Source organism: Kaistia granuli DSM 23481, from assembly GCF_000380505.1.
GTDB classification, from domain to species: Bacteria; Pseudomonadota; Alphaproteobacteria; order Rhizobiales; family Kaistiaceae; genus Kaistia; species Kaistia granuli.
In genome coordinates this window covers 546,790-571,065 of the sequence record NZ_AQYH01000010.1, presented here as the reverse complement: position 1 = coordinate 571,065, position 24,276 = coordinate 546,790, and the positions used below count along the sequence as shown (strand labels likewise).

The window sequence follows — 24,276 nt, the reverse complement described above, 5'->3', positions numbered from 1 at the left end:
CATGCCATTCCCGAAAGGGAGCACCAGACAATTCTAGTTCAGGCACCTCCGGCGAGAACAGAAAGCGCCTGAGCTGCAACGCAATAGCCACAGATTCGCATGCAGACCTGACTATTCGGCCGCGACATCCAGCTGGAAGGCGCCATCATCGCCGGGTCGACCGACGCTGACATAGCGGAAGCCTTCCCGAAGCACGTCGTCGCGGCGGTAGATGTTGCGCAGATCCACCAGCAATGGTGTCTTCATGACGCTCTTCAGCCGCTTCAGATCGAGCGCCCGGAAGGTGTTCCACTCGGTGACGATCACCAGGGCGTCGGCATCCGCGGCCGCGTCATAGGCGTCAGCGGCATAGGTGACGTCGGTCAGGAGTTGTCGGGCCGGCGCCATGCCCTCGGGGTCATAGGCCGAGATGGTCGCGCCGGCATCCTGCAGCGCCTGGATGATCGACAGCGACGGCGCCTCGCGCATGTCGTCGGTATTCGGCTTGAAGGTGAGACCGAGGATCGCAACCTTGCGGCCGCGGATGTCGCCGCCACTCGCCTGGATCACCTTGCGCGCCATGGCGCGCTTGCGCTGGTCGTTGATCGACACTGTCGTCTCGATCAGCCGCAGCGGCGTGCCGTGATCCTGCGCGGTCTTGACGAGGGCGAGCGTATCCTTCGGGAAGCACGAGCCGCCATAGCCGGGGCCGGCATGCAGGAATTTCGAGCCTATGCGGTTGTCGAGGCCGATGCCGCGCGAGACGGCCTGCACATCGGCGCCGACGCTTTCGCACAGGTCCGCCATCTCGTTGATGAAGGTGATCTTCATGGCGAGGAAGGCGTTGGCGGCGTATTTGATCAGTTCGGACGAACGACGCGAGGTGAACAGGATCGGCGCCTGGTTGAGATAGAGCGGCCGGTAGACTTCCGACATCGTCGCCTTGCCGCGCTCCCCCTCGACACCGACGACAATGCGGTCGGGCCGCTTGAAATCGTCGATCGCCGCGCCCTCGCGCAGGAATTCCGGGTTGGATACGACCGCGACATCGGCGTCGGGATTGGCTTCACGAATGACGCGTTCGACCTCATCGCCGGTGCCGACCGGCACGGTGGATTTGGTGACGACGACGGTGAAGCCCTTGGCGGCCAAAGCGATCTCGCGCGCCGCCGCATAGACATAGGAGAGGTCGGCATGGCCGTCACCCCGCCGCGACGGGGTGCCGACGGCGATGAAGACGACATCCGCCGCCCCGACCGGCTCGGCCAGATCGGTGGTGAAGGACAGGCGGCCGGCGCGGACATTGGAGGCGACCAGATCGTCGAGGCCGGGCTCGAAGATCGGAATCTGGTTGCGCTTCAGCGCCTCGATCTTCGCCGCATCCTTGTCGATGCAGATGACCTCATGTCCGAAATCCGCCAGACAGGCGCCGGAAACGAGCCCGACATAACCAGAACCGATCATCGCGATGCGCATATCGACGCCTTCGATTTTCTCATGAATAGGAGCATACGGTCATTGTAACCGAGGAATATGGCGCGTTCATAACCCATTGCGGCGATCTCCAACGCCGGAAACTGGCCCCGGCGCGGCGAAGGCCGATAAAATCCGTGGACCGATCAACAAGCCCTGCCCGCCGGACTATTGACCCGCCCCCTCGTGGCGACTAGGTTCCGCCCCAATTCGAGGCCCAACCTCGATGAGCCCGTAGCTCAGCTGGTAGAGCACGTGACTTTTAATCATGGGGTCTCGGGTTCGAATCCCGACGGGCTCACCACTCCCCTGATGTTTCGACGTTTCCGGCGCCAAGGCGAACCTGCCTTGCCGCCCGCGGCAGTCTGCCCAAGCCTGACGGCCTGCGCGAGCCGGGAAAACACCCAGTCCGCGCGAGGCGGTGGAGCGGGAGGCTTATCCTGATATCGATCGCGATCTATGTCGCCGCCGGGCTCGCCGAAATCGCCGGATGCTTCGCCTTCTGGGCCTGGCTGCGGCTCGACCGGTCGGTGTGGTGGCTGGTGCCTGGCGCGCTGTCGCTGGCGCTGTTCGCCTATCTGCTGACGCTGGTCGACAGCACCGCCGCCGGCCGCGCCTATGCCGCCTATGGCGGCATCTACATCGCGATGTCGATCCTGTGGCTGTGGATCGTCGAGGGCGCCCGGCCCGACCGCTGGGACCTGACTGGCGCCGGCATCTGCCTGGCCGGCGCCTCGATCATCCTTTTCGCACCGCGCGGCTGACGCCGGCGCGCCCTATTCAGCGAGCCTTGGGCGGCTTGCCGTTCGACTTGAACCAGCCGGTATAGGTGCCCTGCGCCGTCTCGGCCGTGCAGGTGACGATCGCCGGCCTGCCGGAATAGGGGTCGCTGAACTTGCAGAGACCGGATTTCGCCGCGATCACCTTCGGCTCCTTGCCGCTGCGAACGCTGACTTCGAGCACAGGCACGGCGGCGACGCCGGTCTTCTTGTCGCCGGCGAGCTTGGTCGCATCGCCGGTGAAGCCGACCAGGCCCTTGCCCTGGGTGAAGATGAACATGACGACGCCGCCCGGCAGCGGCGCGCTGGCAACCTCGTTCTTGCACTGCTTGGTGACGTCCTTGCCGGCGACGACCAGCTTCGAGCACTTGCCGGCGCTGACCATGACCGGCGGCGCCGTCGGCTCCTGGGCGAAGCTCGCCGAGGGTCCGGCCAGCATCAGGGCGGCGGTTGCGATCAGGGTCAGTTTGTTCATCATCTCTCTCGCTGCGGTTCCGGTCCGGCGGCCATCCTTCGAGCGGCCAAGAATCGGGAGAATTGTGGCTTCCCGAGGGTCTCGGCTCCTCCATAGCAGCTGCCGACGGTTTGCAAAGCGTGCGATGGCCCTCCAGGGCTGCGAAAACCGACGCCTGCCCGCCGGAATTCGCGACGCGGCGACGCGGGCGAATCGGGCCGGGCCGGCCGAAGGACGCGTCGAGCCTAGAACGCCCGGAAGGTCATGATCGTGCGGGTATCGCGGATACCGTCGAAGCGCTGCACCGATTCGGTGACGAAATGGCCGGGGTCGGCGTCGTCGGGCAGGTAGAACTTGACCAGGAGGTCGAATTCGCCGGCGGTCGAATAGATCTCCGACGCGATCTCGGCATCGGCGATGGCGTTCGCCACTTCGTAGGCGCGGCCAAGATGGCATTTGATCTGGACGAAAAGAGCTCGCATCGGGGCCTCCGGCAGCGCGTGATGTGAGGACGGGATAACAGGTCCGGTCCCCTTCCCGCAATGCGCTCGCATGGCGGTCGCCGGACGAATGCCGGCGCTCGCCACCAATCGCCGGCACCCGCAAACGCACTGCGAAACCTTGTCGACCGCCGCTTCGTAGCTAGTTCAACGGAAAGAACCGTTGCGCCGAAGCGCCGGAGAGCCAGATCATGACCCGCATCGCCTTCACGATCGTCTTCCTCCTCGCGGCCGCCCTGTTCTCGACGGCGGCGATCGCCGCCGAGCCGAGTTCCGCCGAGAAGGGAGCCCTCAAGCAGCTGGTCCAGGGCCAGCTCGACGCCTTCCAGCGCGACGACGGCGTCGCCGCCTATGGCTATGCCGCGCCCGGCATCCAGGCGATGTTCCCGTCGCCGGACATCTTCCTCGGCATGGTCCGCCAGGCCTATCCGCCGATCTACCGGCCACGCAGCATCGCCTATGGCGAGATCGCCGACAGCCCGATCGGCATCGTGCAGAAGGTCTATGTGACGGGACCGGACGGCAAGAACTGGATCGCGCTCTACCGCTTCGAGAAGCAGCCCGACGGCAGCTGGAAGATCGCCGGCTGCTCGCTGATCAAGGACACCGCTCCGACGATCTAGTTCCAACCGCCATCCCGACTCCCTGTTTTCCCGCGCGCCCTCCCGCGACACGCGCGCGCTTTTGCGCACTGTCCCGGCGGAGGATCCGCTTGACCTACCCTGACGCGATCGAAAGGATGCCCGACAACTCATTCGATGGCACGGGGGCCCGGGGGCACATGGATTTCGCGTTCGCGATCAAGATCTTCTCTGCATTGTTTGCGATCATGAATCCGATCGCCAACCTGCCGATCTTCCTCTCGCTGACCACCGGCATGACCGAGGGCGAGCAGCGGCGGACCGCGATCCTCGTCACCGTCACGGTGGCCATCGGCAGCCTGATCTCCGCCATGGCCGGCACCGCCATCCTCGGCTTCTTCGGCCTGGACGTGAACCATTTCCGTCTCGCCGGCGGCCTGATCGTGCTGCTGATCGCGCTCAACATGCTGAATGGCGAAAGCAGCCCTTCCCATGCCGGATCGGCGGAGGAGCAGAAGAGCTTCAAAAGCGCCAGCAACGTTGCCTTCTACCCGATGAGCATCCCGATCCTGCTCGGCCCCGGCACCATTTCGGCCCTGGTCGTCTATGCGCATGAGGCGAAGGCGGGCGGCGACGTCGTGGCCTTCTCGGCCGGCCTGATCGCCTTCCTCGCCCTGCTCGGCACCGTGCTGATCAGCGGTCCCTTCATCGGCCGGGTCGTCTCACCGACGATCATGACCGTGACCAAGCGGCTGATGGGCATGATCCTGGCGGCCATCGCGATGGAGATGCTGGTCGGTAGCCTGACGGCGCTGTTCCCGGGCTGGGCGAGCTGAGGCTGTCCATCGCGACGGCCGCCCCGCCTCGCCGTCATCCCGGGCCTATCCCGGGATCCATTCAGCCGGGTCGCTCCCGCGCGAAATTCCCAAGGCCTCGGATGGATGGATCCCCGCCTTCGCGGGGATGACGGCGGAGCGTGGGAATAGCGGCCAGTCAGACGAAACGCGCAGGCCCATTGTTCAGAGCCCAATGACCCGCGCACCCTGCCACCACGCTCGCCGTCATTCCTGCGAAAGCAGGAATCCATGCGTCGGCGAGCCTCGCGCACGATGGACCGTACTCCGCCCATGCGTCCGCGCCCGTAGCGAGGAACAGGTGGATCCCTGCTTTCGCAGGGATGACGACGGAGGTCGCTCCGCGGCGATCGGGCCTGCGCCGGGAGGTGCCGCGATCGAAGAACGGGTTCCCGGCCCCTCAGAGCGCCGGAATATCGCCCCTCGCCCAGCCTTCCTTGGTCGCCAGGCGGAAATCGTCGAAGCGCTGTTCGTCGATCGAGGCGCGGATGCCAGCCATCAGCGTCTGGTAGTAGGCGAGGTTGTTCCAGGTCAGGAGCATCGCCGCCAGCGTCTCGTTCGACTTGAACAAATGATGCAGATAGGCGCGTGAGTAGTCGCGGCTCGCCGGGCATTCCGACGCCTCGTCGAGGGGACGGTGATCCTCGGCGTGGCGGGCGTTCTTAAGGTTGACCTTGCCGAAGCGGGTAAAGGCGAGGCCGTGCCGGCCGGCGCGGGTCGGCATCACGCAGTCGAACATGTCGACGCCGCGCGCCACCGACTCGATGATGTCGTCCGGCGTACCGACGCCCATCAGGTAGCGCGGCTTTTCCTCCGGCAGCTCGGGCGTGGTGATCATCAGCATCTCGAGCATGACATGCTGTGGCTCGCCGACGGCGAGGCCGCCGATCGAATAGCCCTTGAAGTCCATCGCCTTCAGCGCCTGGGCGCTTTCGACCCGCAGGCGCGGATTGTCGCCGCCCTGGACGATGCCGAAGATCGCCTTGCCCGGCTGGTCGCCGAAGGCGGCCTTGGAACGCTCGGCCCAGCGCAGCGACAGATTCATCGCGCGCTCGATTTCCTTCTCGGTGGTCGGCAGACCGACGCATTCGTCGAGCTGCATCTGGATGTCACTGTCGAGCAGGCCCTGGATCTCGACCGAGCGCTCCGGCGTCAGCTCGTAGCGGCGGCCGTCGATGTGGCTCTGGAAGGTGACGCCCTTCTCGTTCAGCTTGCGCAGCTTGGCGAGCGACATCACCTGGAAGCCGCCGGAATCGGTCAGGATCGGATGTGGCCAGTTGGCGAAGGTGTGCAGGCCGCCGAGCTTGGCGACGCGCTCCGCACCGGGCCGCAGCATCAGATGATAGGTGTTGCCGAGGATGACATCGGCGCCGAGATCGCGCACCTGGCCCGGATACATCGCCTTGACCGTGCCGGCGGTTCCGACCGGCATGAAGGCGGGCGTGCGGATCTTTCCGCGCGGCATCGAGATCTCGCCGCGTCGCGCCATGCCGTCCTTGGCGAGCAGGGTGAACTGGAATTTCTCGGTCATTCTGTCTCGTTCGGGAAAAGCAGCGACGCGTCGCCATAGGAATAGAAGCGGTAGCCGGTGGCGATGGCGTGCTCATACGCCGCCCGCATCGTCTCCAGCCCTGCGAAGGCGGAGACCAGCATGAACAGCGTCGAGCGCGGCAGGTGGAAATTGGTCATCAGCAGGTCGATCGCCCGGAAGCGATAGCCCGGCGTGATGAAGATCGAGGTCGGGCCATGGAACGGCCGGATAATGTTGTCCTCGCCGGCGGCGCTTTCCAGCAGCCGCAGCGACGTGGTGCCGACGGCGATGACGCGGTTGCCGCGCGCCCGCACCGCGTTCAGCGCATCGGCCGTCGCCTGCGAGACCTCGCCGCGCTCGGCATGCATCTTGTGCTCCGCCGTGTCTTCGGCCTTCACCGGCAGGAAAGTGCCGGCGCCGACATGCAGCGTCACGAAATGGCGCTCGACGCCGAGCGCATCGAGGCGGGCGAAAAGATCGGGCGTGAAATGCAGACCGGCGGTCGGCGCCGCGACGGCGCCCTCCTCGCGGGCATAGATCGTCTGGTAATCCTGCCGGTCCTCGTCGTCCTCATGCCGCTTCGACGCGATATAGGGCGGCAGCGGGATATGACCGACCGAGGCGATCGCCTCGTCGAGGATCGGACCGGAGAGATCGAAGGCGAGCACGACCTCGCCGGCGTCGCCCTTCTCGGCGACGGTGGCGGCAAGGCCGGAGATCAGGCAGGCGCGATCTTCCGTCTCGCCGAACTGGATGCGGTCGCCGAGCTGAAGCTTCTTCGCCGGGCGGACAAAGGCACGCCAGCGGTCCGCCCCCTCGCGCATGTGCAGCGTCACCGCGATGCGCGCCGAGACGCCGTCGCGCACGCGCTCGCCGAAGAGCTGGGCCGGGATCACCTTGGTGTCGTTGAAGACGAGCGCGTCGCCGGGGCGCAGCCAGTCCGGCAGATCGCGGACGATGCGGTCCTCGAGGGGATGGCCCTGCTGGACCACGAGCAGGCGCGCGCTATCGCGCGGCCGGGCCGGCCGCAGAGCGATGTTTTCCTCGGGGAGATCAAAATCGAAAAGGTCGACGCGCATGGAAGCTCAAACAAAGAGGGGCGCCGTCATGACGGCGCCCCGTTCCTAATCAGCTAGGCCCGGCATTGCAAACGGCTTGGCGCCGCAGGCCGGGGGCGAGGTCACGCCGCGTCGGCAGCGACCTTCATCGAGACGATCTTGTCCGGGTTCTGGACCGGCTCGCCGCGCTTGATCTTGTCGATGTTGTCCATGCCCTCGATGACCTGACCCCAGACGGTGTACTGGCCGTCGAGGAAGCGGGCGTCGCCGAAGCAGAGGAAGAACTGGCTGTCGCCGGAATCCGGGTTCTGGGCGCGGGCCATCGAGGCCGTGCCGCGCACGTGCGGCTCGCGCGAGAACTCGGCCTTCAGCTTCTTGCCCGAACCGCCCATGCCGGTGCCGGTCGGATCGCCTGTCTGGGCCATGAAGCCGTCGATCACGCGGTGGAAGACGATGCCGTCATAGAAGCCCTCGCGGGCCAGTTCCTTGATCCGCGCGACATGCAGCGGCGCGAGGTCCGGACGCAGCGCGATAACCGCCGTGCCCTGGGTGGTCTCGAGGATGAGGGTGTTCTCCGGGTCCTTGATGTCGGCCACGGTAGTCTCCTTCTGAAGGGCCGCGCCGGAAGGGGGCGCGGCAAGAGCCGACTTTTTGTCGTGTCGGCGGCGTGGATGGGCGTCGACGCCTACTTGGCGTCGGCGGCGATCTGCATCTTGACGATCTTGTCGGGGTTCGCCGGCGGCTCGCCCTTGGCGATCTTGTCGACGAACTGCATGCCGTCGACGACTTCGCCCCAGACGGTGTACTGGCCGTCGAGGAAGCCGCCATCGGCAAACATGATGAAGAACTGCGAATTGGCGGAATCGGGGTTCTGCGAACGCGCCATGCCGAGCGTGCCGCGGGCGAAATGCGCCTTCGAGAACTCGGCCTTGATGTCAGGCTCCTTCGAGCCGCCCATGCCGGTGCCGGTCGGATCGCCCGTCTGGGCCATGAAGCCGTCGATCACGCGGTGGAAGACGATGCCGTCATAGAAGCCTTCGCGCGTCAGCTTCTTGATCTGCGCGACATGCTTCGGCGCCAGGTCCGGGCGCAGCTTGATGACGACGCGGCCATCCTTGAGGTCGAGATAGATCGTGTTCTCGGGGTCGAGCTTCTCGCCCGCGGCCTGAGCCGGCGCGGCGATGAACAGGAAGGCGGCGGCGAAAGCCGCCATCAGGCCTAGGAAACGGGTCACGAGGATCTCCGGTCTGGAACGGGCCGCCTGTCGCGGCGGCCTCAGGAACTGAATTTTTGTGTCAGCTTTCGGGCAACCCCCGCCGGGACGAAGGCGGATGCGTCACCGCCCATCTTCGCAATCTGGCGCACCAGCGTCGCGGTGATGTGACGTGTCGCCGGCGTCGCCGGCAGGAAAACGGTCAGGATCTCCGGTGCCATGGTGCCGTTCATGCCGGCGAGTTGCATCTCATAGTCGAGATCGGTGCCGTCGCGAAGACCCCGGATGATCACGGAGGCGCCGCAATCGCGCGCCGCGTCGACGGTGAGCCCGTCAAAGGCGATGACATCCACCCGCCCCTCGCCGCCGGCGATCTCGGAGACCATCTCCCGGATCAGCTCGACACGCTCTTCAAACGAAAAAAGCGGCGCCTTGCCTGGGTGCACGCCGATCGCCACGACCAGCCGGTCGGCGACGGCGAGCGCCGCCTGCAGCATGTCGCGATGGCCGTGGGTCGGCGGGTCGAACGAGCCCGGATAGAAGGCGGTGCGCGGCTTGATCACAACTTGCTCCCGGAACGATCTCGGATTCTCACGCAGGCTTTACGAAAGGGAAGCCAACAACTTCGAGGAACCAACTTCCCAAACGCACATTGACTCCCCAGATGAAGGGTCAATGAACAACGGCTTGTGATGCCGTTCATAGGCAGAAGAGCATGTTGCGTTCAAGTTCCGACGCAACAAGACAGAGGGAGCCGATCCATGACGACGTGGTTCCACACCACCATTCTCGCGACGTGCGCCGCCGCAACGATCGCCGTCGGGTTTGCCAGCGCCGCCGTCTATTCCGACAGGGACATGCCGGCGGCCAAGAAGGCTGACCGCCTGACGATCGCCGCTGCATCGCCCGACGCGCGCCTGATCACGGTCGTGGACAGTCAGCAGGGCGTCTCCGTCATTACTCGCGTGCCGGTTTCGGACGCGAACTGAGGGTTTCCCCTCACCCTTTGAGTACCCCCTCATATCCTCCTCACGACGACGCCGGCCTTTACCCCGAGGCCGGCGTCATCATTTCTGCGTTCCGATCAGGCCTCCGGCGGCGCGTCCGGGGCCGGAGGCACTTCCGGTGCCGGCGGGGCGTCGGGCGCCGGCGGCGCTTCCGCGTCCGGCTCGTCTTCCTCGACATCCGTCAGGCGATCGACCGAGACGACTTTCTCGCTGTCATGCGTGTTGAACACGATGACGCCCTGCGAACCGCGACCGACGATGCGGATCGGCTTGTCGCCGCCGACCGGCATGCGGATCATCTGGCCGCCATCCGTCACCAGCATGATCTGGTCGCTGTCCTCGACCGGGAAGGAAGCGATCAGCTTGCCGTTCCGCTCGTTGACGGCCATGGCGACGATGCCCTTACCGCCGCGACCGGTGATGCGATACTCGAAGGACGAGGTCCGTTTGCCGTAGCCGTTCTCGGAAATGGTGAGAACGAACTGCTCGGCGGCGCTCATCTCGGCATAGCGCGTCTGCGGCAGCGTATCATTGCCCGGCGTCTCGTCGGCGTCGTGCTCGATGACCGTCGCATCCTCGATCTCGCCGCGCACGGCGCGGCTCATCTTCAGATAGGCCGAGCGCTCGTCGCCATTGGCGTCGAAGTGATGCAGGATCGCCATCGAGATGATGCGGTCGCCCTCGGCGAGCGAGATGCCGCGCACGCCGGTCGAATCGCGGCCCTTGAACACGCGGACGTCGGTGACGGCAAAGCGGATGCACTGGCCGTCCGCCGTCGTCAGCAGCACGTCGTCATGCTCGGAGCACAGCTGGACGTCGACGATCGCGTCGCCTTCCTCGTCGAACTTCATGGCGATCTTGCCATTGCGGTTCACCTGGACGAAGTCGGACAGCTTGTTGCGACGAACCGTGCCGCGCGTCGTCGCGAACATGACGTCCAGCGTCGCCCAGCTGTCCTCGTCCTCCGGCAGCAGCAGGATCGAGGTGATCCGTTCGCCTTCCTGGAGCGGCAGCAGGTTGTTCAGGAACTTTCCACGAGCCTGGGGAGCCGCCAGCGGCAGGCGCCAGACCTTCATCTTGTAGGCAATGCCGCGCGACGAGAAGAAGACGACCGGCGTATGCGTGTTGGTGACGAACAGACGGGTGACGAAATCCTCGTCCTTCGTCGCCATGCCGGAACGGCCCTTGCCGCCGCGATGCTGGGCCCGGTAGGTGACCAGCGGCACGCGCTTGATGTAGCCCTCATGGCTGACCGTGACGACCATGTCTTCGCGCTGGATGAGATCCTCATCCTCGAAGTCGATGCCGCCATCCAGGATTTCTGTCTTGCGCGGCGTCGCGAATTCGTCGCGAACGGCGATCAGTTCGTCCCGCACGATGCCGACAATACGAGCCCGCGAGCGAAGGATCTCCAGATAGTCGGCGATCTCGAGACCGAGCTTGTTCAGTTCGTCGGCAACTTCGTCGCGTCCAAGAGCGGTCAGGCGCTGCAGGCGCAGATCGAGGATCGCGCGCGCCTGGGTTTCCGACAGCTGGTAGGTGTTGTCGGCCGCCAGCTTGTGGCGCGGATCGTCGATCAGCGCGATCAGCGGCGCGATGTCGACCGCTGGCCAATGCCGCTCCATCAGGCGCTCGCGCGCCGTCGAGGGATCGGGCGCGGTGCGGATCAGGTGGATGACTTCGTCGATGTTGGCGACGGCGATGCCGAGGCCGACCAAGACGTGGGCGCGATCGCGCGCCTTGTTGAGCAGGAAGCGCGTACGCCGGGCGACGACTTCTTCGCGGAAGACGACGAAGGCCTGGATCAGGTCCTTCAGGTTCATCAGCTGCGGCTTGCCGCCGGTCAGCGCCACCATGTTGACGCCGAAGGAGGTCTGCAGCGGCGAGTAGCGGTAGACCTGGTTCAGCGCAACGTCGGCGACGGCATCGCGCTTCAGCTCGATGACGACGCGCATGCCGAGGCGATCGGACTCGTCGCGGATGTCGGAGATGCCCTCGATCCGCTTGTCGCGAACCAGCTCGGCGATCTTCTCGATCATCGTCGCCTTGTTCACCTGGTACGGGATCTCGTGGATGACGAGAGCCTCGCGCTCCTTGCGAACGGTTTCGACGGTGACGCGGCCGCGCATCAGCACGGAGCCACGGCCCTCGTGATAGGCGGCGCGAATACCGGCGCGGCCGATGATCAGACCGGCGGTCGGGAAGTCCGGCCCCGGAATGATCTCCATCAGCTCTTCGATGCTGATAGCCGGGTTTTCCAGATAGGCGATGCAGCCGTCGATGACTTCACCGAGATTGTGCGACGGGATATTGGTCGCCATGCCGACGGCGATGCCGCCGGCGCCGTTGACGAGCAGGTTCGGGAAGCGGGCCGGCAGGACGACCGGCTCGCGCTCCGAATTATCGTAGTTGTCCTGGAAATCGACCGTGTCCTTGTCGATATCCTCCAGCAGCGAATGCGCGGCCTTGGCGAGGCGCACTTCCGTGTAACGCATGGCGGCCGGGCTATCGCCGTCGACCGAGCCGAAATTGCCCTGACCGTCGGCCAGCATGACGCGCATGGAGAAATCCTGCGCCATACGCACCAGCGCCATGTAGACCGACTGGTCGCCATGCGGATGGTACTTACCGATCACGTCACCGACGATACGCGCCGACTTGCGGTACGACTTGTTCCAGTCGTAGCCGTTCTCGTTCATCGAATGGAGGATGCGGCGGTGAACCGGCTTGAGGCCGTCGCGCGCGTCCGGAAGCGCGCGGCTCACGATCACGCTCATCGCGTAATCGAGATAGCTCCGCTTCATCTCATCGGTGATAGAGATTGTTTCAAAGTCGGAAGGGCGGCCATCGCCCGGCTCGTCGGGGCTTGGCGGCTCATGGGTGTCGGACAAGTATTTTTTCCGGAATCAGTTTCGATTGCCAACATCATAGAGCCACCCTGTGGCGGCTTCAAGGAATCCCGCCAAAACCGCTGGATTCAGGGCCCTTTCACCCCAGGGCCGGCGATTTGCCGCGCCCTGTCGGCGGCCACGGCGGGATCGGCCGACACCGCCACCCGAAATTGCCTCCCGGCCTCCCTTCCCGGACGACGGACTGGCCCGCGCAACGGCCTCGATTCACCGCACTGGCGGAGCCACCTGCCGCCTGTCACGATACATCACCTTCCCACCGTCACAGGGGCCCGATGTGCTCGATTATCTGCTCAACGCGCTGATCACCCTGTTCGTGACGATCGATCCGATCGGCCTCGCGCCGATCTTCGTCGGCCTTACGCGCGGCATGACCAAGGACCAGCGCCGACAGACGGCGATCCGCGCCACGGTCACCGCCGCCATCATCCTCTACGCCTTCGCACTGGTCGGCGAAGGGCTGCTCGGCTTCCTCGGCATATCGCTCGCCGCCTTCCGCATCGCCGGCGGGCTGATGCTGTTCTGGATCGGCTTCGAAATGGTGTTCGAGCGGCGTGACCAGCGCAAGATGGCCAACGCGGCCAAAGCCATCGAGGAGGAGCGAACGCATGACCTGGCGGATATCCACCATTTGGCCATCTTCCCGCTCGCCATTCCTTTGATCGCCGGCCCCGGGGCGATCTCCGCCACCATCCTGATCGCGGCCTCGGCACCCAGCACGCTGGGCGTCGTCGGCCTGCTGGTCATCGTCGGCGCGCTGGTCGGCTCCTGCCTGGCCGTGTTCCTGCTCGCGGGGCCGCTCGACCGCATGCTCGGCAAGACCGGCCGGATCGTGCTGACGCGCCTGCTCGGCGTGCTGCTCGCCGCCCTCGCTGTGCAATTCGTCGCCGACGGCGTCACCGAGATCGTCCGCGCCGCGACTGCTGGAGGGATCTGATGCCGGCGCCAATCCGCCTGAAACGGCAAGGACAGCATGCGGATTTCCATGCATGAGGTATCGACGCCGCGGTAGAATGATCTAGAAGGCCCGTCTGCTCTCTGCCCGCGCCAGGACCCAACATGCTGGAAACCCGCCCCGATCCCGTCGATCTGAACGCGAGGCAGTCGATCGACACGGCGATCGTCACGATCCTGACCGGCTGTCAGGCGGAGTTGGTGACGACGCTACGTGCGGCACTCGACCGCCCCCTTCCCGACCAGGTGCACGCGCTCCGCGTCGCCCTGCGAAAGCTGCGCGCAGCGCTCGATATCGCGGCTCGCTGGGCCCGGTCCGACAGCTTCGACGGGGTCAAGGGCGATGCGCACGACCTGGCGTCGGCGCTCGGCGAGGCGCGCGACTGGGACGTTCTGGTCACCGAGACGCTACCGCGCCACGCCGCCGAGCTGGCCGGCATCGCCGACCTCGTGCCGCTGCTCGGCGCGGCGACAGGCGCGCGCGACGCGAGCTATCGGCGCATGCTGGGCAGCCTCGACGGTCCCCTCCCGCAAAAGCTGCTGCTGGGCCTGGCGCTGCTCCTGTCGGAACGGCGCTGGCGCGGAAGTGACGGCAACCTGCCGCCTCGCCTGACCGGCACGACGAAGGCCGGCGCCGTACGAGAGCTCGAACGCGCCCACCGCCGCCAGATGCGCCACGGCAAGCGGATCCTGGCGCTCTCGGACGAGGCGCGGCATCGGCTGCGCATCGATACCAAGCGTCTCGGCTACACGATCGACTTCCTCGGCCCGGTCTGGACCAAGCCCCGGAAGCGCCTCGCCTACCGGCGCGATGTGAAGCGTCTGCAGGACGTACTCGGAGCGCTGTGCGACACCGAAACGACGCATCGCCTCCTCGACCGGATCGGCTCGGAGACCATTTCCCCCGAGGTCCATAAGGCGATCGGCGCCATTCTCGGCTGGTCGGCGCGCGACAAGCGCGATCAGCTCGCCTCGATCGACCGTCTATGGCGCGCTTTCCGATCGGCCAAACCGTTCTGGTGAGCGGCACAGAGTCGTGAAGTTCCGCCGTTTCAGGCCCGTGATACCCTTCCATTGATGCTGCCCGGCACCGGGCGGTCTTCGAGCCGGAAGGACAGATCATGTTCATCGCACGCTGGCAGATCGACGCTCGTTTCGGGCACAAGCAGGAAGCCCTCGAACTGATGCGGGAATGGGAACGGGAGATCGGCGCCAAGGTGGGGCTCGACGCGTCCCGATCCTCGATCGCCACCGGCTCGATCGGCGCACTCGAGGCAACGATCGAAAACAACGTGACGGTCGACAGCCTGGCGGAGCTGGAGCGCATCTTCGAGGCAATCGGCAAGAACCCCGCGCATGCCGCCTGGGGCAAGAAGCTGGAGCCGCACGTCGTTTCCGGCACCTCCCGCTGGAGCATCCTGCGCCTGGTGCCGATGAGCTGAGCCGCGTCAGCCGCCGTCAGGGCTCATAGGGCACGGTCAGCGTGCGCCGCCAGGCTGTGCCCTGCGGAATTCGTTTTGCGAAGTCCCGGGCCTGTCGCCCGATCCTGCCGAGTTCGCGGGCCAGCTTAGCCATGCCCTTCAAGCGAGGCGGCGTGACCTTGGGGACGGACTGCATCTGCGATTCATGCAAGACGGCGCGGCCCTCGATCTCGGCCAGCACGCAATCCTGGACACAGACGGCCGGAACGAGCTGCAGCACCGCGAGATCCAGCGAGCGCGCGACGGCGAGATCGAACATGACGTCGTCCACCGGGCGCTCCATATTCGCCGTGACTGCCAGCAGCGTGCGGGCGCATTCGCGGCTGATCACATAGCCGCCCGTGCCGCAATGATAGGTCAGCAACTCGTGCAGCTTGCGCCGACCGCCGACGGCGACGCCCTTGCGACGGACCTTGATCGGATAGGAGAAGGTCTCCAGCTTGACCAGCGCCGCACCGTGGGGAATCCAGCGCTCGTCGGCCAGAAGGCCCACGACATCAGGGCTCAGATGCACGTCGTCCTCGAAGACGGCGCACCAGGCATGATCCCCCGCCACCAGCTTCTGCCAGGCGACGCGATGGCTGGCGAAGCATGCGACGGCGGGGGGGGACATTCCGGGCGGCACCGCCACGATCGTCGACGCGTCAACGGCGGCAATCCGTTCGAAGTCCAATCCGATGCGCTCGGCCTGCCGGCTAAAGGCAGCGAGCCGCTCGGTCGCCCGGTCGAGATTGATCAAATACGCCCGCATCAAACGCCTCAGTCGCGAGAGCCGATTTCAGATAGGACCCGGCACCTATCTGATAAGTCACGCCTCGATATAGGGAACTACCAAATGGCGCGACGGCTGCAAGGCACGCCGGACCAACCGCGACAGACGCATGGGACTGCTGAACTGCCGCATGATGCGCGTGCCTTCACGCTTCAGCTTCGTCAACGGGCCACTTTGCCCTGGTGAGGCAGGTGCCACTTCCGATCTTGAAATCAGACTGTCTGCTCTGGGCAGTTGCTGCACTCGATCTGCGATGAAACGCTCCTGGATGCAGACGGCCGGGACCATCTGTAGAATCTGGAGCTTTCGGCTGACCTCATGCTCATGATCGAACAAGACGATGTCCACCGGCCGAGTGAAGTTCTTGGTTTGCCGAAGCAGATCGATCGCGCACTGCCTAGACAGAATGTAGCCGGCGGAGCCGCAATGGGCAGTCTGCAGCCGATGCAGCGACACCCCTTCGACCGAGATCCCCTTGGCAGCGATCGCCACGCGGGCCTCGAATGTCTCCAGCTTCACAATGTCCGATTGGGCGGGGATCCAGCGATCCGACGCCAGCAAAGTGGCGATCGGAGGCGCCAGCAGCGCGTCGTCCTCGAAAACCGCCAGCCAGGGTTCGCCGCTGTCAACCAGCAATTGCCAAGCTTTGCGATGGCTCTCGAAGCAGGCGATTTCGCCCGGTGTCAACCGTCCTCGCGTCTGCGTGCAATTGTGCGCATCGACGGCGGCGAGCCGATCGAAGGCGAAACCCAGGCGCTCCGCCTGATCGCGGAACATTGCCAGCCGCTCCGGCGAACGATCCAGATTGATGACTACGGCCCGCACAACACACCCCGTTCGAATCCTCGGCGGCAAGCTACTGAATGTCGGCGGCGGTTTCCATGGGCCTGGCCGCACTTTCGGCGCACGCGTCGGCCGGGCTAGGCGAAGCGGAGGCTGTCGCCGACTTCTATGCGGCCGCCCTCGAGCACATCGGCATAGATACCGCAATCCATATGGTCGAATTCGCGCAGCAGCGTCTTCGGGATGTCGAGGTCGCGCATCGCGGTTTCCAGATTGACGTTGGTCGCCGCGCAACGCTGGGTCCGCTTGGTGAAGCGAAACCGGACGTCGCCGATGCGCGCCTCGCGGCCGACCAGCTCCAGCTCCTGCCAGGGCTGCAGCCCGTCGAGATTGATGTTGGCGCGAAAGCGCAGGGGATCGACCTCCTGGCCGACCATGGCGGAGATGGCCGCCACTGAAGCGAGATTGATGAAGGACACATAGGGCTTGCCGACATCGGTGAAGGCATGGCCGGGCGCCGACAGCACCTTGAGCGGCCCGCGCCGCTCGTCACCCATGAAGTCGGCGAGGAAGATCTCGGTCGCGATGCGGCCGCGCCGATCCGACAGATCGGCGGAGAAACGCTCGCCATGGCCGTCGATCGTCCAGACATGGGTAGCGTGATCGAAATGCGTATCGAGCGCGGCGAGCCGCGCATTCTTCATCAGGCAGAGGAATTTCGCCTTGGGAAGATAGCCGGGCGCCTCCGGGTCGAAACCCGAGGGCCCGTTCTCGACCGCATAGACCCGGTCGCCGTCGAAACGATGAAGCGGACGCAGATCGGCCATGTCGAGCTTCTCCGGCGAGAAGCCCTTCACCGGGTAGCGGTAGAGCGAGGCAATCTGGGGCATCCGGTCTCCTGTCCCGGCCTTCTGGCGGCCGGCGCGTTCAATCATTGAGGAGCAAAGTCCCGCCGGTTTGTCCAGTCCAGGGCGGCGCGGCGCCGGCGAGATGGCGCCACGGCTCGATCGACCAGTGCGGCCCGGCCTGGCCGGAGGGCGAGGTCAGGACATGGAGCTCGGTGGCGCCGATCCGCGTCTCCTGCCGGCCATAGGGAATCGCGCCGGTCGGCAGGCCGAGATACAGGCTCGCCGCGCGCTTCGAGGTGAAGGCGAGGATCGCCGGGGCCTGCGCTTCGATCTTGGCGCGCAACGCGAGCGCGTCGACGAGCGCGAGATCGATCGCCGTATCCTGGCCGATATGCTCCTTGGCGACATCGGTGAGACCGATGCCGAAGGACAGAACCGCGCGGAAATCGGCCGGAGCGATCCGGCGCGGCGTCAAGCCGACCGCATGAAGTGTCGGCCAGAACTTGTTGCCCGGATTGGCATAATAGGCGCCAACTCGCGCCGACCACGTCCCGGCGCCCGTGCCGCAGAAGACGATCCGGAGGCCCGGCGCCAGCACATCCGGCAAGATCGGCATCGATCGGGGTTCCTTTTTCTCGCCTCGTGAGCGAGTCGATCGTTAATGCACCCGGCGCGCAAAAACCATCTGTCGTTTCGCGGCCATAGCTGCCACTCTCCCGCCGGGCCGCGGCCCGCAAGAGAGACCCGGGAAGAGACACGCATGAGCACGATAAACTACCTCACCCAGATCGAGTTCGGCCCCGGCGTGGTGTCGGTCCTGCCCGACGCCCTCGCCACCCTCGGCGTGACGCGCCCCCTCGTCGTCAGCGACCGCGGCCTTCAGGCTTCCGGGCTGCTCGACCGCGTGACCGCCCTGCTCCCCGCCGGCGCGCCGGTCTTCCTCGACATTCCGACCAACCCGACCGAGGCGGCCGTGCTCGCCGCGCTCGACGTCTATCGGGCCAAGGGCTGCGACGGCGTCGTCGCCGTCGGCGGCGGCTCGCCGATCGATCTCGCCAAGGGCGTCGCCCTGCTCGCGACCCATGAGGGCCCGCTCGAGCCCTATGCGGCGATCTATGGCGGCGTCGCCCGCATCAGCGGCAAGGTGGCACCGATCCTCGCCGTGCCGACCACGGCCGGCACCGGCGCCGAAGTCGGTCGCGCCGCGCTGCTGACGCTGAACGACGGCCGCAAGCTCGGCTTCATTAGCCCGCATCTGATCCCGAAGCGCGCCATCTGCGATCCCGAGCTGACGCTCGGCCTGCCGCGCGGGCTGACCGCCGCGACCGGCCTGGACGGCCTGTCGCATTGCATCGAGACCTTCCTGTCGCCGCGCATCAATCCGGTTGCCGACGCCATCGGCCTCGACGGCGCCCGGCGGATCTGGGATCACATCGAACGCGCCTGCACGAATGGCGGCGATCTCGAAGCGCGCAGCGAAATGATGATGGGCGCGCTGCAGGGCGGCCTCGCCTTCCAGAAGGGCCTCGGCGCCGTGCATGCGCTGAGCCACGCGCTTGGTGGCCTCAAGAGCCCGAGCCTGCATCACGGCACGCTCAATGCGATCCTGATGCCGCCGATCGTGCGCTTCAACCGGGAGACGGTGCCGGAGAAGATCCGCCGGCTCTCCGCCGCGATGGGGCTGCCGGAGACGGCCGATCTCGCCGACGAACTCGACGCGCTCAACCGCCGGCTCGGCATCCCTGCCGGCCTCAGGACGCTCGGCGTCACCGACGACGTGCTGCCCTGGGTGGTGGAGCGGGCGCTCGCCGACCATTCCTACGCCACCAACCCGCGCGCCGCGACGGCGGACGAGTTCCGCGCCATCCTCGACGAAGTGATGGTGTAGGCGGCGACGCCAGGCGGTCACCAACAAAAAACCCGGGAAGCGGCCGCTTCCCGGGTCTTCATTCGGGATCCGCGAGGATCGGCCTCTCTCACACGGGAGAGAAGCGCCCACGACCCTAGAACGGGATGTCGTCGTCGAGGTCGGCCGCGTAGGACGAGGAAGCCGCCGGCTGGCGCGACTGGCCGCCGCCACGCGGAGCCTCGAGCGGGCTCGAGCGACCGAAATCGCTGCCGCCGCCGCCCTGGTAGTCCGACTGCTCGCCGCCGCCCGAACGTCCGTCGAGCAGCGTCAGCTCACCGCGGAAGCGCTGCAGCACGATCTCGGTGGTGAACTTCTCGGCGCCCTGCTGGTCGGTCCACTTGCGCGTCTGCAGCTGGCCCTCGACGTAAACCTTCGAGCCCTTCTTCAGATACTGCTCGGCGATCTTGGCGAGGTTCTCGTTGAAGATCACCACGCGATGCCACTCGGTCTTTTCCTTGCGCTCGCCGCTCTGCTTGTCGCGCCAGCTCTCAGACGTCGCGATGTTCAGATTGACGACCGACTCGCCCGAATTCATGCGCCGCACTTCGGGGTCGCGCCCGAGATTGCCGACGAGAATGACCTTGTTGACGCTTCCGGCCATGGTCTGTTCCTTCTTGCCTCTTTGCTGACCCCAAACTATCCCGAAATGACACGGCCCGCCCGCGACAATCCGGCCTTGTCCACATCAGACAATTGAGCCTGGGGAGCCTTACCTCACATTGTTCCCTTTTTGTTCTAGACAATTCCAGCTGAACTGGCAAGATCGCGTCAGGTGAGTCACTCGAATGCCGCGACAATCTGGGCCGCCTCCTTGTATGGAGAGGCCAATAGCCTAAATTTGGGCCTTGGCGCTGCCGCGCCCGCCCCTTCCATTGGATAGACGACACATGGCTCAGCATGCTGACGCGCGGTCATCCGGCGCGACCTCCGGCAAGTTCATTTCGGTACGGGGCGCGCGCGAGCACAATCTGAAGAATATCGACATCGATATTCCGCGCGACCAGCTGGTGGTGCTGACCGGCCTGTCGGGCTCTGGCAAGTCGTCGCTCGCCTTCGACACGATCTACGCCGAGGGCCAGCGCCGCTATGTCGAGAGTCTCTCGGCCTATGCGCGCCAGTTCCTCGAGATGATGCAGAAGCCGGACGTCGACCAGATCGACGGCCTGTCGCCCGCCATCTCGATCGAACAGAAGACGACCTCGAAGAACCCGCGCTCGACGGTCGGCACCGTCACCGAGATCTACGACTACATGCGCCTGCTGTTCGCGCGCGTCGGCGTCCCCTATTCGCCGGCGACCGGGCTGCCGATCGAGAGCCAGACGGTCAGCCAGATGGTCGACCGCGTCATGGCGCTGCCGGAGGGCACCCGCCTCTATCTGCTGGCGCCGATGATCCGCGGCCGCAAGGGCGAGTACAAGAAGGAGCTGGCGGAGCTGCAGAAGAAGGGCTTCCAGCGCGTCAAGCTGGACGGTGTCTTCTTCGAGATCGACGAGGCGCCGGTCCTCGACAAGAAGCTGAAGCACGACATCGACGTCGTCATTGACCGCATCGTCGTGCGCGGCGATATTTCGGCGCGGCTGGCGGACTCGTTCCAGACAGCGCTGGAGCTCGCGGACGGCATCGCCATTGCCGAATATGCCGACGAGAAGGACGACAAGGGCAATGAGCGCCGCGTCATCTTCTCGGAGAAGTTCGCCTGCCCCGTCTCCGGCTTCACCATCGCCGAGATCGAGCCGCGGCTGTTCTCGTTCAACAATCCGTTCGGCGCCTGCCCGGAATGCGACGGCCTCGGCTCCGAGAAGAAGATCGATCCCGACCTGGTCGTGCCGGACGGCTCCGTCTCGCTCAAGCAGGGCGCCGTCGCGCCCTGGGCCAAGTCGTCCTCGCCCTATTACGCGCAGACGCTGGAAGCAATCGCCCGCCATTACGAATTCTCGATGACGAAGCCTTGGGACGAGATCCCCGAGGCGGCCAAGAACGCCATCCTGTTCGGCACCGGCAAGGGCGAGATCGAGTTCGTCTATAATGACGGCACCCGCTCCTACAAGACGCAGAAGAGCTTTGAGGGCGTCGTCACCAATCTCGAGCGGCGCTGGCGCGAGACGGAATCGAACTGGGCCCGCGAGGAGATCGAGCGCTACCAGGGCTCGACGCCGTGCAAGGCCTGCGGCGGCGCGCGGCTGAAGCCCGAGGCGCTGGCGGTCAAGATCGCCGGCCGCAACATCTCGCAGATCACGGAACTATCGATCCGCAACGCCGCGCGCTGGTTCGAGACCCTGCCGGCCGAGCTGAACGAGAAGCAGAACGAGATCGCCGTCCGCATCCTGAAGGAGATCCGCGAGCGGCTCTCCTTCCTCGTCGATGTCGGCCTCGACTATCTGATGCTGTCGCGCAATTCCGGCACGCTGTCGGGCGGCGAGAGCCAGCGCATCCGGCTGGCCTCACAGATCGGCTCGGGCCTCACCGGCGTGCTCTACGTGCTGGACGAGCCGTCGATCGGCCTGCATCAGCGCGACAATGAGCGGCTGCTCGAGACGCTCCGCCACCTGCGCGACATCGGCAACACCGTGCTCGTCGTCGAGCATGACGAGGACGCCATCATGACGGCCGACTATGTCGTCGATGTCGGCCCGGAAGCGGGCGTGCATGGCGGCCAGATCATCGCCAAGGGCACGCCGGCCGAGGTGATGGCCAATCCGAATTCGCTGACCGGCAAGTATCTGACCGGCGAATTGTCGGTCGAGGTGCCGGAGAAGCGCCGGGCCATCTCGAAGACACGCCAGATCAGCGTCATCGGCGCGCGCGGCAACAATCTGAAGGACGTCTCGGCCGACATTCCGCTCGGGACCTTCACCTGCGTCACCGGCGTCTCCGGCGGCGGCAAGTCGACCTTCCTGATCGATACGCTCTATGCCGCCGTCGCCCGGCGGCTGAACGGCGCCCACATCCACCCGGCCGCGCATGATCGGATCGAGGGGCTGGAGTTCATCGACAAGATCATCGACATCGACCAGTCGCCGATCGGCCGCACGCCGCGCTCGAACCCGGCGACCTATACCGGCGCGTTCACGCCGATCCGCGAATGGTTCGCCGGCCTGCCGGAGGCCAAGGTGCGCGGCTACGGGCCGGGCCGCTTCTCGTTCAATGTCAAGGGCGGCCGCTGCGAGGCCTGCCAGGGCGACGGCGTCATCAAGATCGAGATGCACTTCCTGCCCGACGTCTACGTCACCTGCGAGGTCTGCAAGGGCAAGCGTTACAGCCGCGAGACGCTGGACGTCAAGTTCAAGGGCAAATCGATCTCCGACGTGCTCGACATGACCGTCGAGGAGGCGCGCGAGTTCTTCCAGGCGGTGCCCGGCATTCGCGATAAGATGGCGACGCTGGAGGAAGTCGGGCTCGGCTACGTCAAGGTCGGCCAGCCGGCGACGACGCTCTCCGGCGGCGAGGCGCAGCGCGTCAAGCTCGCCAAGGAACTGTCACGCCGCGCCACGGGCAAGACGCTCTACATCCTCGACGAGCCGACGACGGGGCTGCATTTCCACGACGTCGCCAAGCTGATGGAAGTGCTGCATTCGCTGGTCGACCAGGGCAACACCGTCGTCGTCATCGAGCATAATCTCGAAGTGATCAAGACGGCCGACTGGATCATCGACCTCGGCCCCGAGGGCGGCGATGGCGGCGGCGAGATCGTCGCGGTCGGCCGGCCGGAGGATGTCGTCAAGGAACCGCGCAGCTATACCGGCCACTTCCTGAAGCCGGTGCTCGACAAGGCCAAGCTCACAGCCCGCAAGCGCAAGGCGGTTGCGGCGGAATAGCCCCTCGCCGCAGCACCGCCGGCGGCTGCCCGGCCCAAACGGGGCCTCGCCAACCGGCGGGGTCTTTTTTGGATCGCACACCGTTGCCAGCGGGAACGTGAAAGGGTCTGAGGCTACGGGCAGCGCCAATAGGTGCGGCCATAAGCGTCGATCGCCTCGATGCAGCCGGCGCGCGGGGCCACCGCATAGGCGGTTCCGGCGACGGCCGCAGTACCGACAACGGCGCGTCGCGTCGTCCGGCGCGCGACGCCGGCATAGCTCACCGGAGTCAGGGGCCGGCCGACGCGGGCCTCTGCCTGGCTGACGATCGAAAACGGCGCATAAGCCGTCGGCTCCTCACCGATGAACAGGCCGCCGGCGCCGGCGACGATGGCCACGACCATGCCCAGGGCGCGTAGGGGACTATGGGTAATTCGAGTCATTTCGTGTCTCCTGCCGTGGCGCCGGGCGGTATCTCGTCGATGCCGGAGAGCGCGTTGAAATCGACCTTTTTCGCGCCGGCGGGGGGCGTGAAGGTGAAGGTGCCCGGCGGGAAGGCGTCGCCGGTCTCCCAGTCCGTGAACTGGATCGTGTATTGCGGCGCGCCGGTCACGGCCTTGCTGGTGATCACCATCTTGCAGGGAATCGGCTGCGCGCCGGTCTCGACCCAGAGTTGCCAGTCCGTGTCGGCATTGCGGAACGCGACATGCTCGCAGCTGACATTGTCGATGACGCCCCTGCCGATATGCTTGGCGTCGACGACGTCGGCCATCAGCGCGTTGAAGGAATCGGTGACGAGAAGGTCAGCGGCCGGAAGGTCGAGCATGAAGGCGTTGCGCAGCCGGTCAACGACCTCATCGATCGATCCGGTCATCGGCTCGCTGGCATAGGTGTTCGTATTCTTGTCGAACACGGTCACGCTCTTGCCGTCATAGATCAGCTCGACATCGGCATAGCCGCCGGTGCGGCTGACCCGGAACTGGTCGGGACGGCTGATCTTCGCCTCGCCGGAACTGTTGAACTGGAGCTTCTCCAGCTGTGGCGAGACAACCTCGAGGGCGCTGTCGTACTCGATGTCGATGTTCTTCTGACCACCGACATACTTCGCCATGCCCTTGACGATCTCGATCGCTTCCTGGCGGTTCTGCTCGGCGGCAGCGTCTGCCTGCTTGGCATCCTGGGCCCAGGCGGGCTGGCCCGTCGCCGCGAAGGCCATGATGCCAGCCACAACCGCGATCCGCCACCCGCCTCCCGATCCCTTTGGTGGCGTCAGTGCATGCTTGAGCATTGCTTCCTCCTCAGGGTCGTTGGCAAGACGCTGTCGGCCACGCGGCCAGATAGCAGGTTGACGTTACGACACTATCGCCGGAACAGGAACCATCCCGTTCGACTTCGCG

At 65.7% G+C, this 24,276-nt stretch carries 25 protein-coding genes and 1 tRNA gene; 10 read left to right on the top strand and 16 right to left on the bottom strand.

The genetic code is table 11. The annotated features are described in order from the left end of the window. Positions 1-111: 111 nt before the first annotated feature. Positions 112-1,455: a UDP-glucose dehydrogenase family protein gene (locus G342_RS0117820; RefSeq protein ID WP_018184531.1), complete on the bottom strand. Its 1,344-nt coding sequence runs from the start codon at positions 1,453-1,455 to the stop codon at positions 112-114. Between the two features lie 225 nt (positions 1,456-1,680). Between G342_RS0117820 and G342_RS0117810 the strand changes: the two genes are divergently transcribed. Together G342_RS0117810 and G342_RS0117805 are read left to right on the top strand one after the other, a co-directional pair. Beyond that, positions 1,681-1,756: transfer RNA gene (locus G342_RS0117810), tRNA-Lys, on the top strand. A gap of 136 nt (positions 1,757-1,892) precedes the next feature. Further along, complete coding sequence (locus G342_RS0117805; protein WP_026304571.1) at positions 1,893-2,216, top strand: YnfA family protein; 324 nt, start codon at positions 1,893-1,895, stop codon at positions 2,214-2,216. Positions 2,217-2,232: 16 nt separating this feature from the next. On the opposite strand, the gene G342_RS0117800 is transcribed toward G342_RS0117805, so the two are convergent. Together G342_RS0117800 and G342_RS0117795 are read right to left on the bottom strand one after the other, a co-directional pair. Beyond that, on the bottom strand, positions 2,233-2,709 hold the full coding sequence (locus G342_RS0117800) for a hypothetical protein (protein ID WP_018184529.1): 477 nt from the start codon (positions 2,707-2,709) through the stop codon (positions 2,233-2,235). A 221-nt stretch (positions 2,710-2,930) separates the two neighbouring features. After that, entirely contained in the window at positions 2,931-3,167 is a 237-nt protein-coding gene (locus tag G342_RS0117795; protein WP_018184528.1) for an Lrp/AsnC ligand binding domain-containing protein, read from the bottom strand. 209 nt (positions 3,168-3,376) lie between these two features. On the opposite strand from G342_RS0117795, the gene G342_RS0117790 reads away from it, so the two are divergent. Continuing rightward, positions 3,377-3,808 carry a DUF4864 domain-containing protein gene (locus G342_RS0117790; RefSeq protein ID WP_018184527.1) on the top strand — a complete coding sequence of 144 codons (432 nt, stop codon included), beginning with the start codon at positions 3,377-3,379 and terminating at the stop codon, positions 3,806-3,808. A 158-nt stretch (positions 3,809-3,966) separates the two neighbouring features. Next, the gene (locus G342_RS0117785; protein WP_018184526.1) at positions 3,967-4,602 is read left to right on the top strand and encodes a MarC family protein; all 636 of its coding nucleotides are present in this window, start codon (positions 3,967-3,969) and stop codon (positions 4,600-4,602) included. Between the two features lie 418 nt (positions 4,603-5,020). Here G342_RS0117785 and tgt read toward each other — a convergent pair whose 3' ends face one another. The 5 genes from tgt to coaD all read right to left on the bottom strand — a co-directional run bounded on the left by tgt (position 5,021) and on the right by coaD (position 8,982). Next, positions 5,021-6,151: a tRNA guanosine(34) transglycosylase Tgt gene (tgt, locus tag G342_RS0117780; RefSeq protein WP_018184525.1), complete on the bottom strand. Its 1,131-nt coding sequence runs from the start codon at positions 6,149-6,151 to the stop codon at positions 5,021-5,023. Further along, positions 6,148-7,230, bottom strand: a complete 1,083-nt coding sequence (queA, locus tag G342_RS0117775; protein WP_018184524.1) for a tRNA preQ1(34) S-adenosylmethionine ribosyltransferase-isomerase QueA — start codon at positions 7,228-7,230, stop codon at positions 6,148-6,150. Before queA ends, tgt begins: the two co-directional genes overlap by 4 nt. A gap of 101 nt (positions 7,231-7,331) precedes the next feature. Beyond that, on the bottom strand, positions 7,332-7,805 hold the full coding sequence (locus tag G342_RS0117770; protein WP_018184523.1) for a peptidylprolyl isomerase: 474 nt from the start codon (positions 7,803-7,805) through the stop codon (positions 7,332-7,334). Between the two features lie 89 nt (positions 7,806-7,894). Beyond that, positions 7,895-8,422: a peptidylprolyl isomerase gene (locus G342_RS0117765; RefSeq protein ID WP_018184522.1), complete on the bottom strand. Its 528-nt coding sequence runs from the start codon at positions 8,420-8,422 to the stop codon at positions 7,895-7,897. A gap of 62 nt (positions 8,423-8,484) precedes the next feature. Continuing rightward, entirely contained in the window at positions 8,485-8,982 is a 498-nt protein-coding gene (gene coaD / locus G342_RS0117760; RefSeq protein ID WP_040879123.1) for a pantetheine-phosphate adenylyltransferase, read from the bottom strand. A gap of 201 nt (positions 8,983-9,183) precedes the next feature. Between coaD and G342_RS0117755 the strand changes: the two genes are divergently transcribed. Further along, a complete protein-coding gene (locus G342_RS0117755) occupies positions 9,184-9,411 on the top strand; it encodes a hypothetical protein (RefSeq protein ID WP_018184520.1) in 228 nt (75 codons plus the stop codon). A gap of 95 nt (positions 9,412-9,506) precedes the next feature. Here G342_RS0117755 and gyrA read toward each other — a convergent pair whose 3' ends face one another. Beyond that, the gene (gyrA, locus tag G342_RS24555) at positions 9,507-12,233 is read right to left on the bottom strand and encodes a DNA gyrase subunit A (protein WP_018184519.1); all 2,727 of its coding nucleotides are present in this window, start codon (positions 12,231-12,233) and stop codon (positions 9,507-9,509) included. A 382-nt stretch (positions 12,234-12,615) separates the two neighbouring features. Here gyrA and G342_RS0117745 point away from each other — a divergent pair, with 382 nt between their 5' ends. The 3 genes from G342_RS0117745 to G342_RS0117735 all read left to right on the top strand — a co-directional run bounded on the left by G342_RS0117745 (position 12,616) and on the right by G342_RS0117735 (position 14,734). Next, positions 12,616-13,275: a MarC family protein gene (locus tag G342_RS0117745; protein WP_018184518.1), complete on the top strand. Its 660-nt coding sequence runs from the start codon at positions 12,616-12,618 to the stop codon at positions 13,273-13,275. 122 nt (positions 13,276-13,397) lie between these two features. Further along, positions 13,398-14,315: a CHAD domain-containing protein gene (locus G342_RS0117740; protein ID WP_018184517.1), complete on the top strand. Its 918-nt coding sequence runs from the start codon at positions 13,398-13,400 to the stop codon at positions 14,313-14,315. Between the two features lie 98 nt (positions 14,316-14,413). Further along, positions 14,414-14,734, top strand: a complete 321-nt coding sequence (locus G342_RS0117735) for a hypothetical protein (RefSeq protein ID WP_018184516.1) — start codon at positions 14,414-14,416, stop codon at positions 14,732-14,734. A gap of 16 nt (positions 14,735-14,750) precedes the next feature. Here G342_RS0117735 and G342_RS24550 read toward each other — a convergent pair whose 3' ends face one another. The 4 genes from G342_RS24550 to G342_RS24540 all read right to left on the bottom strand — a co-directional run bounded on the left by G342_RS24550 (position 14,751) and on the right by G342_RS24540 (position 17,792). Beyond that, the gene (locus G342_RS24550) at positions 14,751-15,524 is read right to left on the bottom strand and encodes a glycosyltransferase family 25 protein (RefSeq protein ID WP_018184515.1); all 774 of its coding nucleotides are present in this window, start codon (positions 15,522-15,524) and stop codon (positions 14,751-14,753) included. Between the two features lie 57 nt (positions 15,525-15,581). Further along, entirely contained in the window at positions 15,582-16,370 is a 789-nt protein-coding gene (locus G342_RS24545; RefSeq protein ID WP_281170464.1) for a glycosyltransferase family 25 protein, read from the bottom strand. Positions 16,371-16,465: 95 nt separating this feature from the next. Then, positions 16,466-17,218 carry an MOSC domain-containing protein gene (locus G342_RS0117720; RefSeq protein ID WP_018184513.1) on the bottom strand — a complete coding sequence of 251 codons (753 nt, stop codon included), beginning with the start codon at positions 17,216-17,218 and terminating at the stop codon, positions 16,466-16,468. Positions 17,219-17,255: 37 nt separating this feature from the next. Further along, positions 17,256-17,792, bottom strand: coding sequence for a mismatch-specific DNA-glycosylase (locus tag G342_RS24540; RefSeq protein WP_018184512.1), 537 nt, complete (start codon positions 17,790-17,792; stop codon positions 17,256-17,258). Between the two features lie 144 nt (positions 17,793-17,936). On the opposite strand from G342_RS24540, the gene G342_RS0117710 reads away from it, so the two are divergent. Then, on the top strand, positions 17,937-19,064 hold the full coding sequence (locus G342_RS0117710; RefSeq protein WP_018184511.1) for an iron-containing alcohol dehydrogenase: 1,128 nt from the start codon (positions 17,937-17,939) through the stop codon (positions 19,062-19,064). Positions 19,065-19,179: 115 nt separating this feature from the next. Here G342_RS0117710 and G342_RS0117705 read toward each other — a convergent pair whose 3' ends face one another. Next, positions 19,180-19,686 carry a single-stranded DNA-binding protein gene (locus tag G342_RS0117705; RefSeq protein WP_018184510.1) on the bottom strand — a complete coding sequence of 169 codons (507 nt, stop codon included), beginning with the start codon at positions 19,684-19,686 and terminating at the stop codon, positions 19,180-19,182. Positions 19,687-19,972: 286 nt separating this feature from the next. Between G342_RS0117705 and uvrA the strand changes: the two genes are divergently transcribed. Then, positions 19,973-22,900, top strand: coding sequence for an excinuclease ABC subunit UvrA (gene uvrA / locus G342_RS0117700; RefSeq protein ID WP_018184509.1), 2,928 nt, complete (start codon positions 19,973-19,975; stop codon positions 22,898-22,900). 113 nt (positions 22,901-23,013) lie between these two features. Here uvrA and G342_RS0117695 read toward each other — a convergent pair whose 3' ends face one another. Both G342_RS0117695 and G342_RS0117690 read right to left on the bottom strand, forming a co-directional pair. After that, positions 23,014-23,322, bottom strand: a complete 309-nt coding sequence (locus G342_RS0117695; RefSeq protein WP_156830996.1) for a hypothetical protein — start codon at positions 23,320-23,322, stop codon at positions 23,014-23,016. Next, on the bottom strand, positions 23,319-24,167 hold the full coding sequence (locus tag G342_RS0117690) for a DUF2092 domain-containing protein (protein ID WP_156830995.1): 849 nt from the start codon (positions 24,165-24,167) through the stop codon (positions 23,319-23,321). The genes G342_RS0117695 and G342_RS0117690 overlap by 4 nt, the downstream gene beginning before the upstream one ends. Between the last annotated feature and the right edge of the window lie 109 nt (positions 24,168-24,276).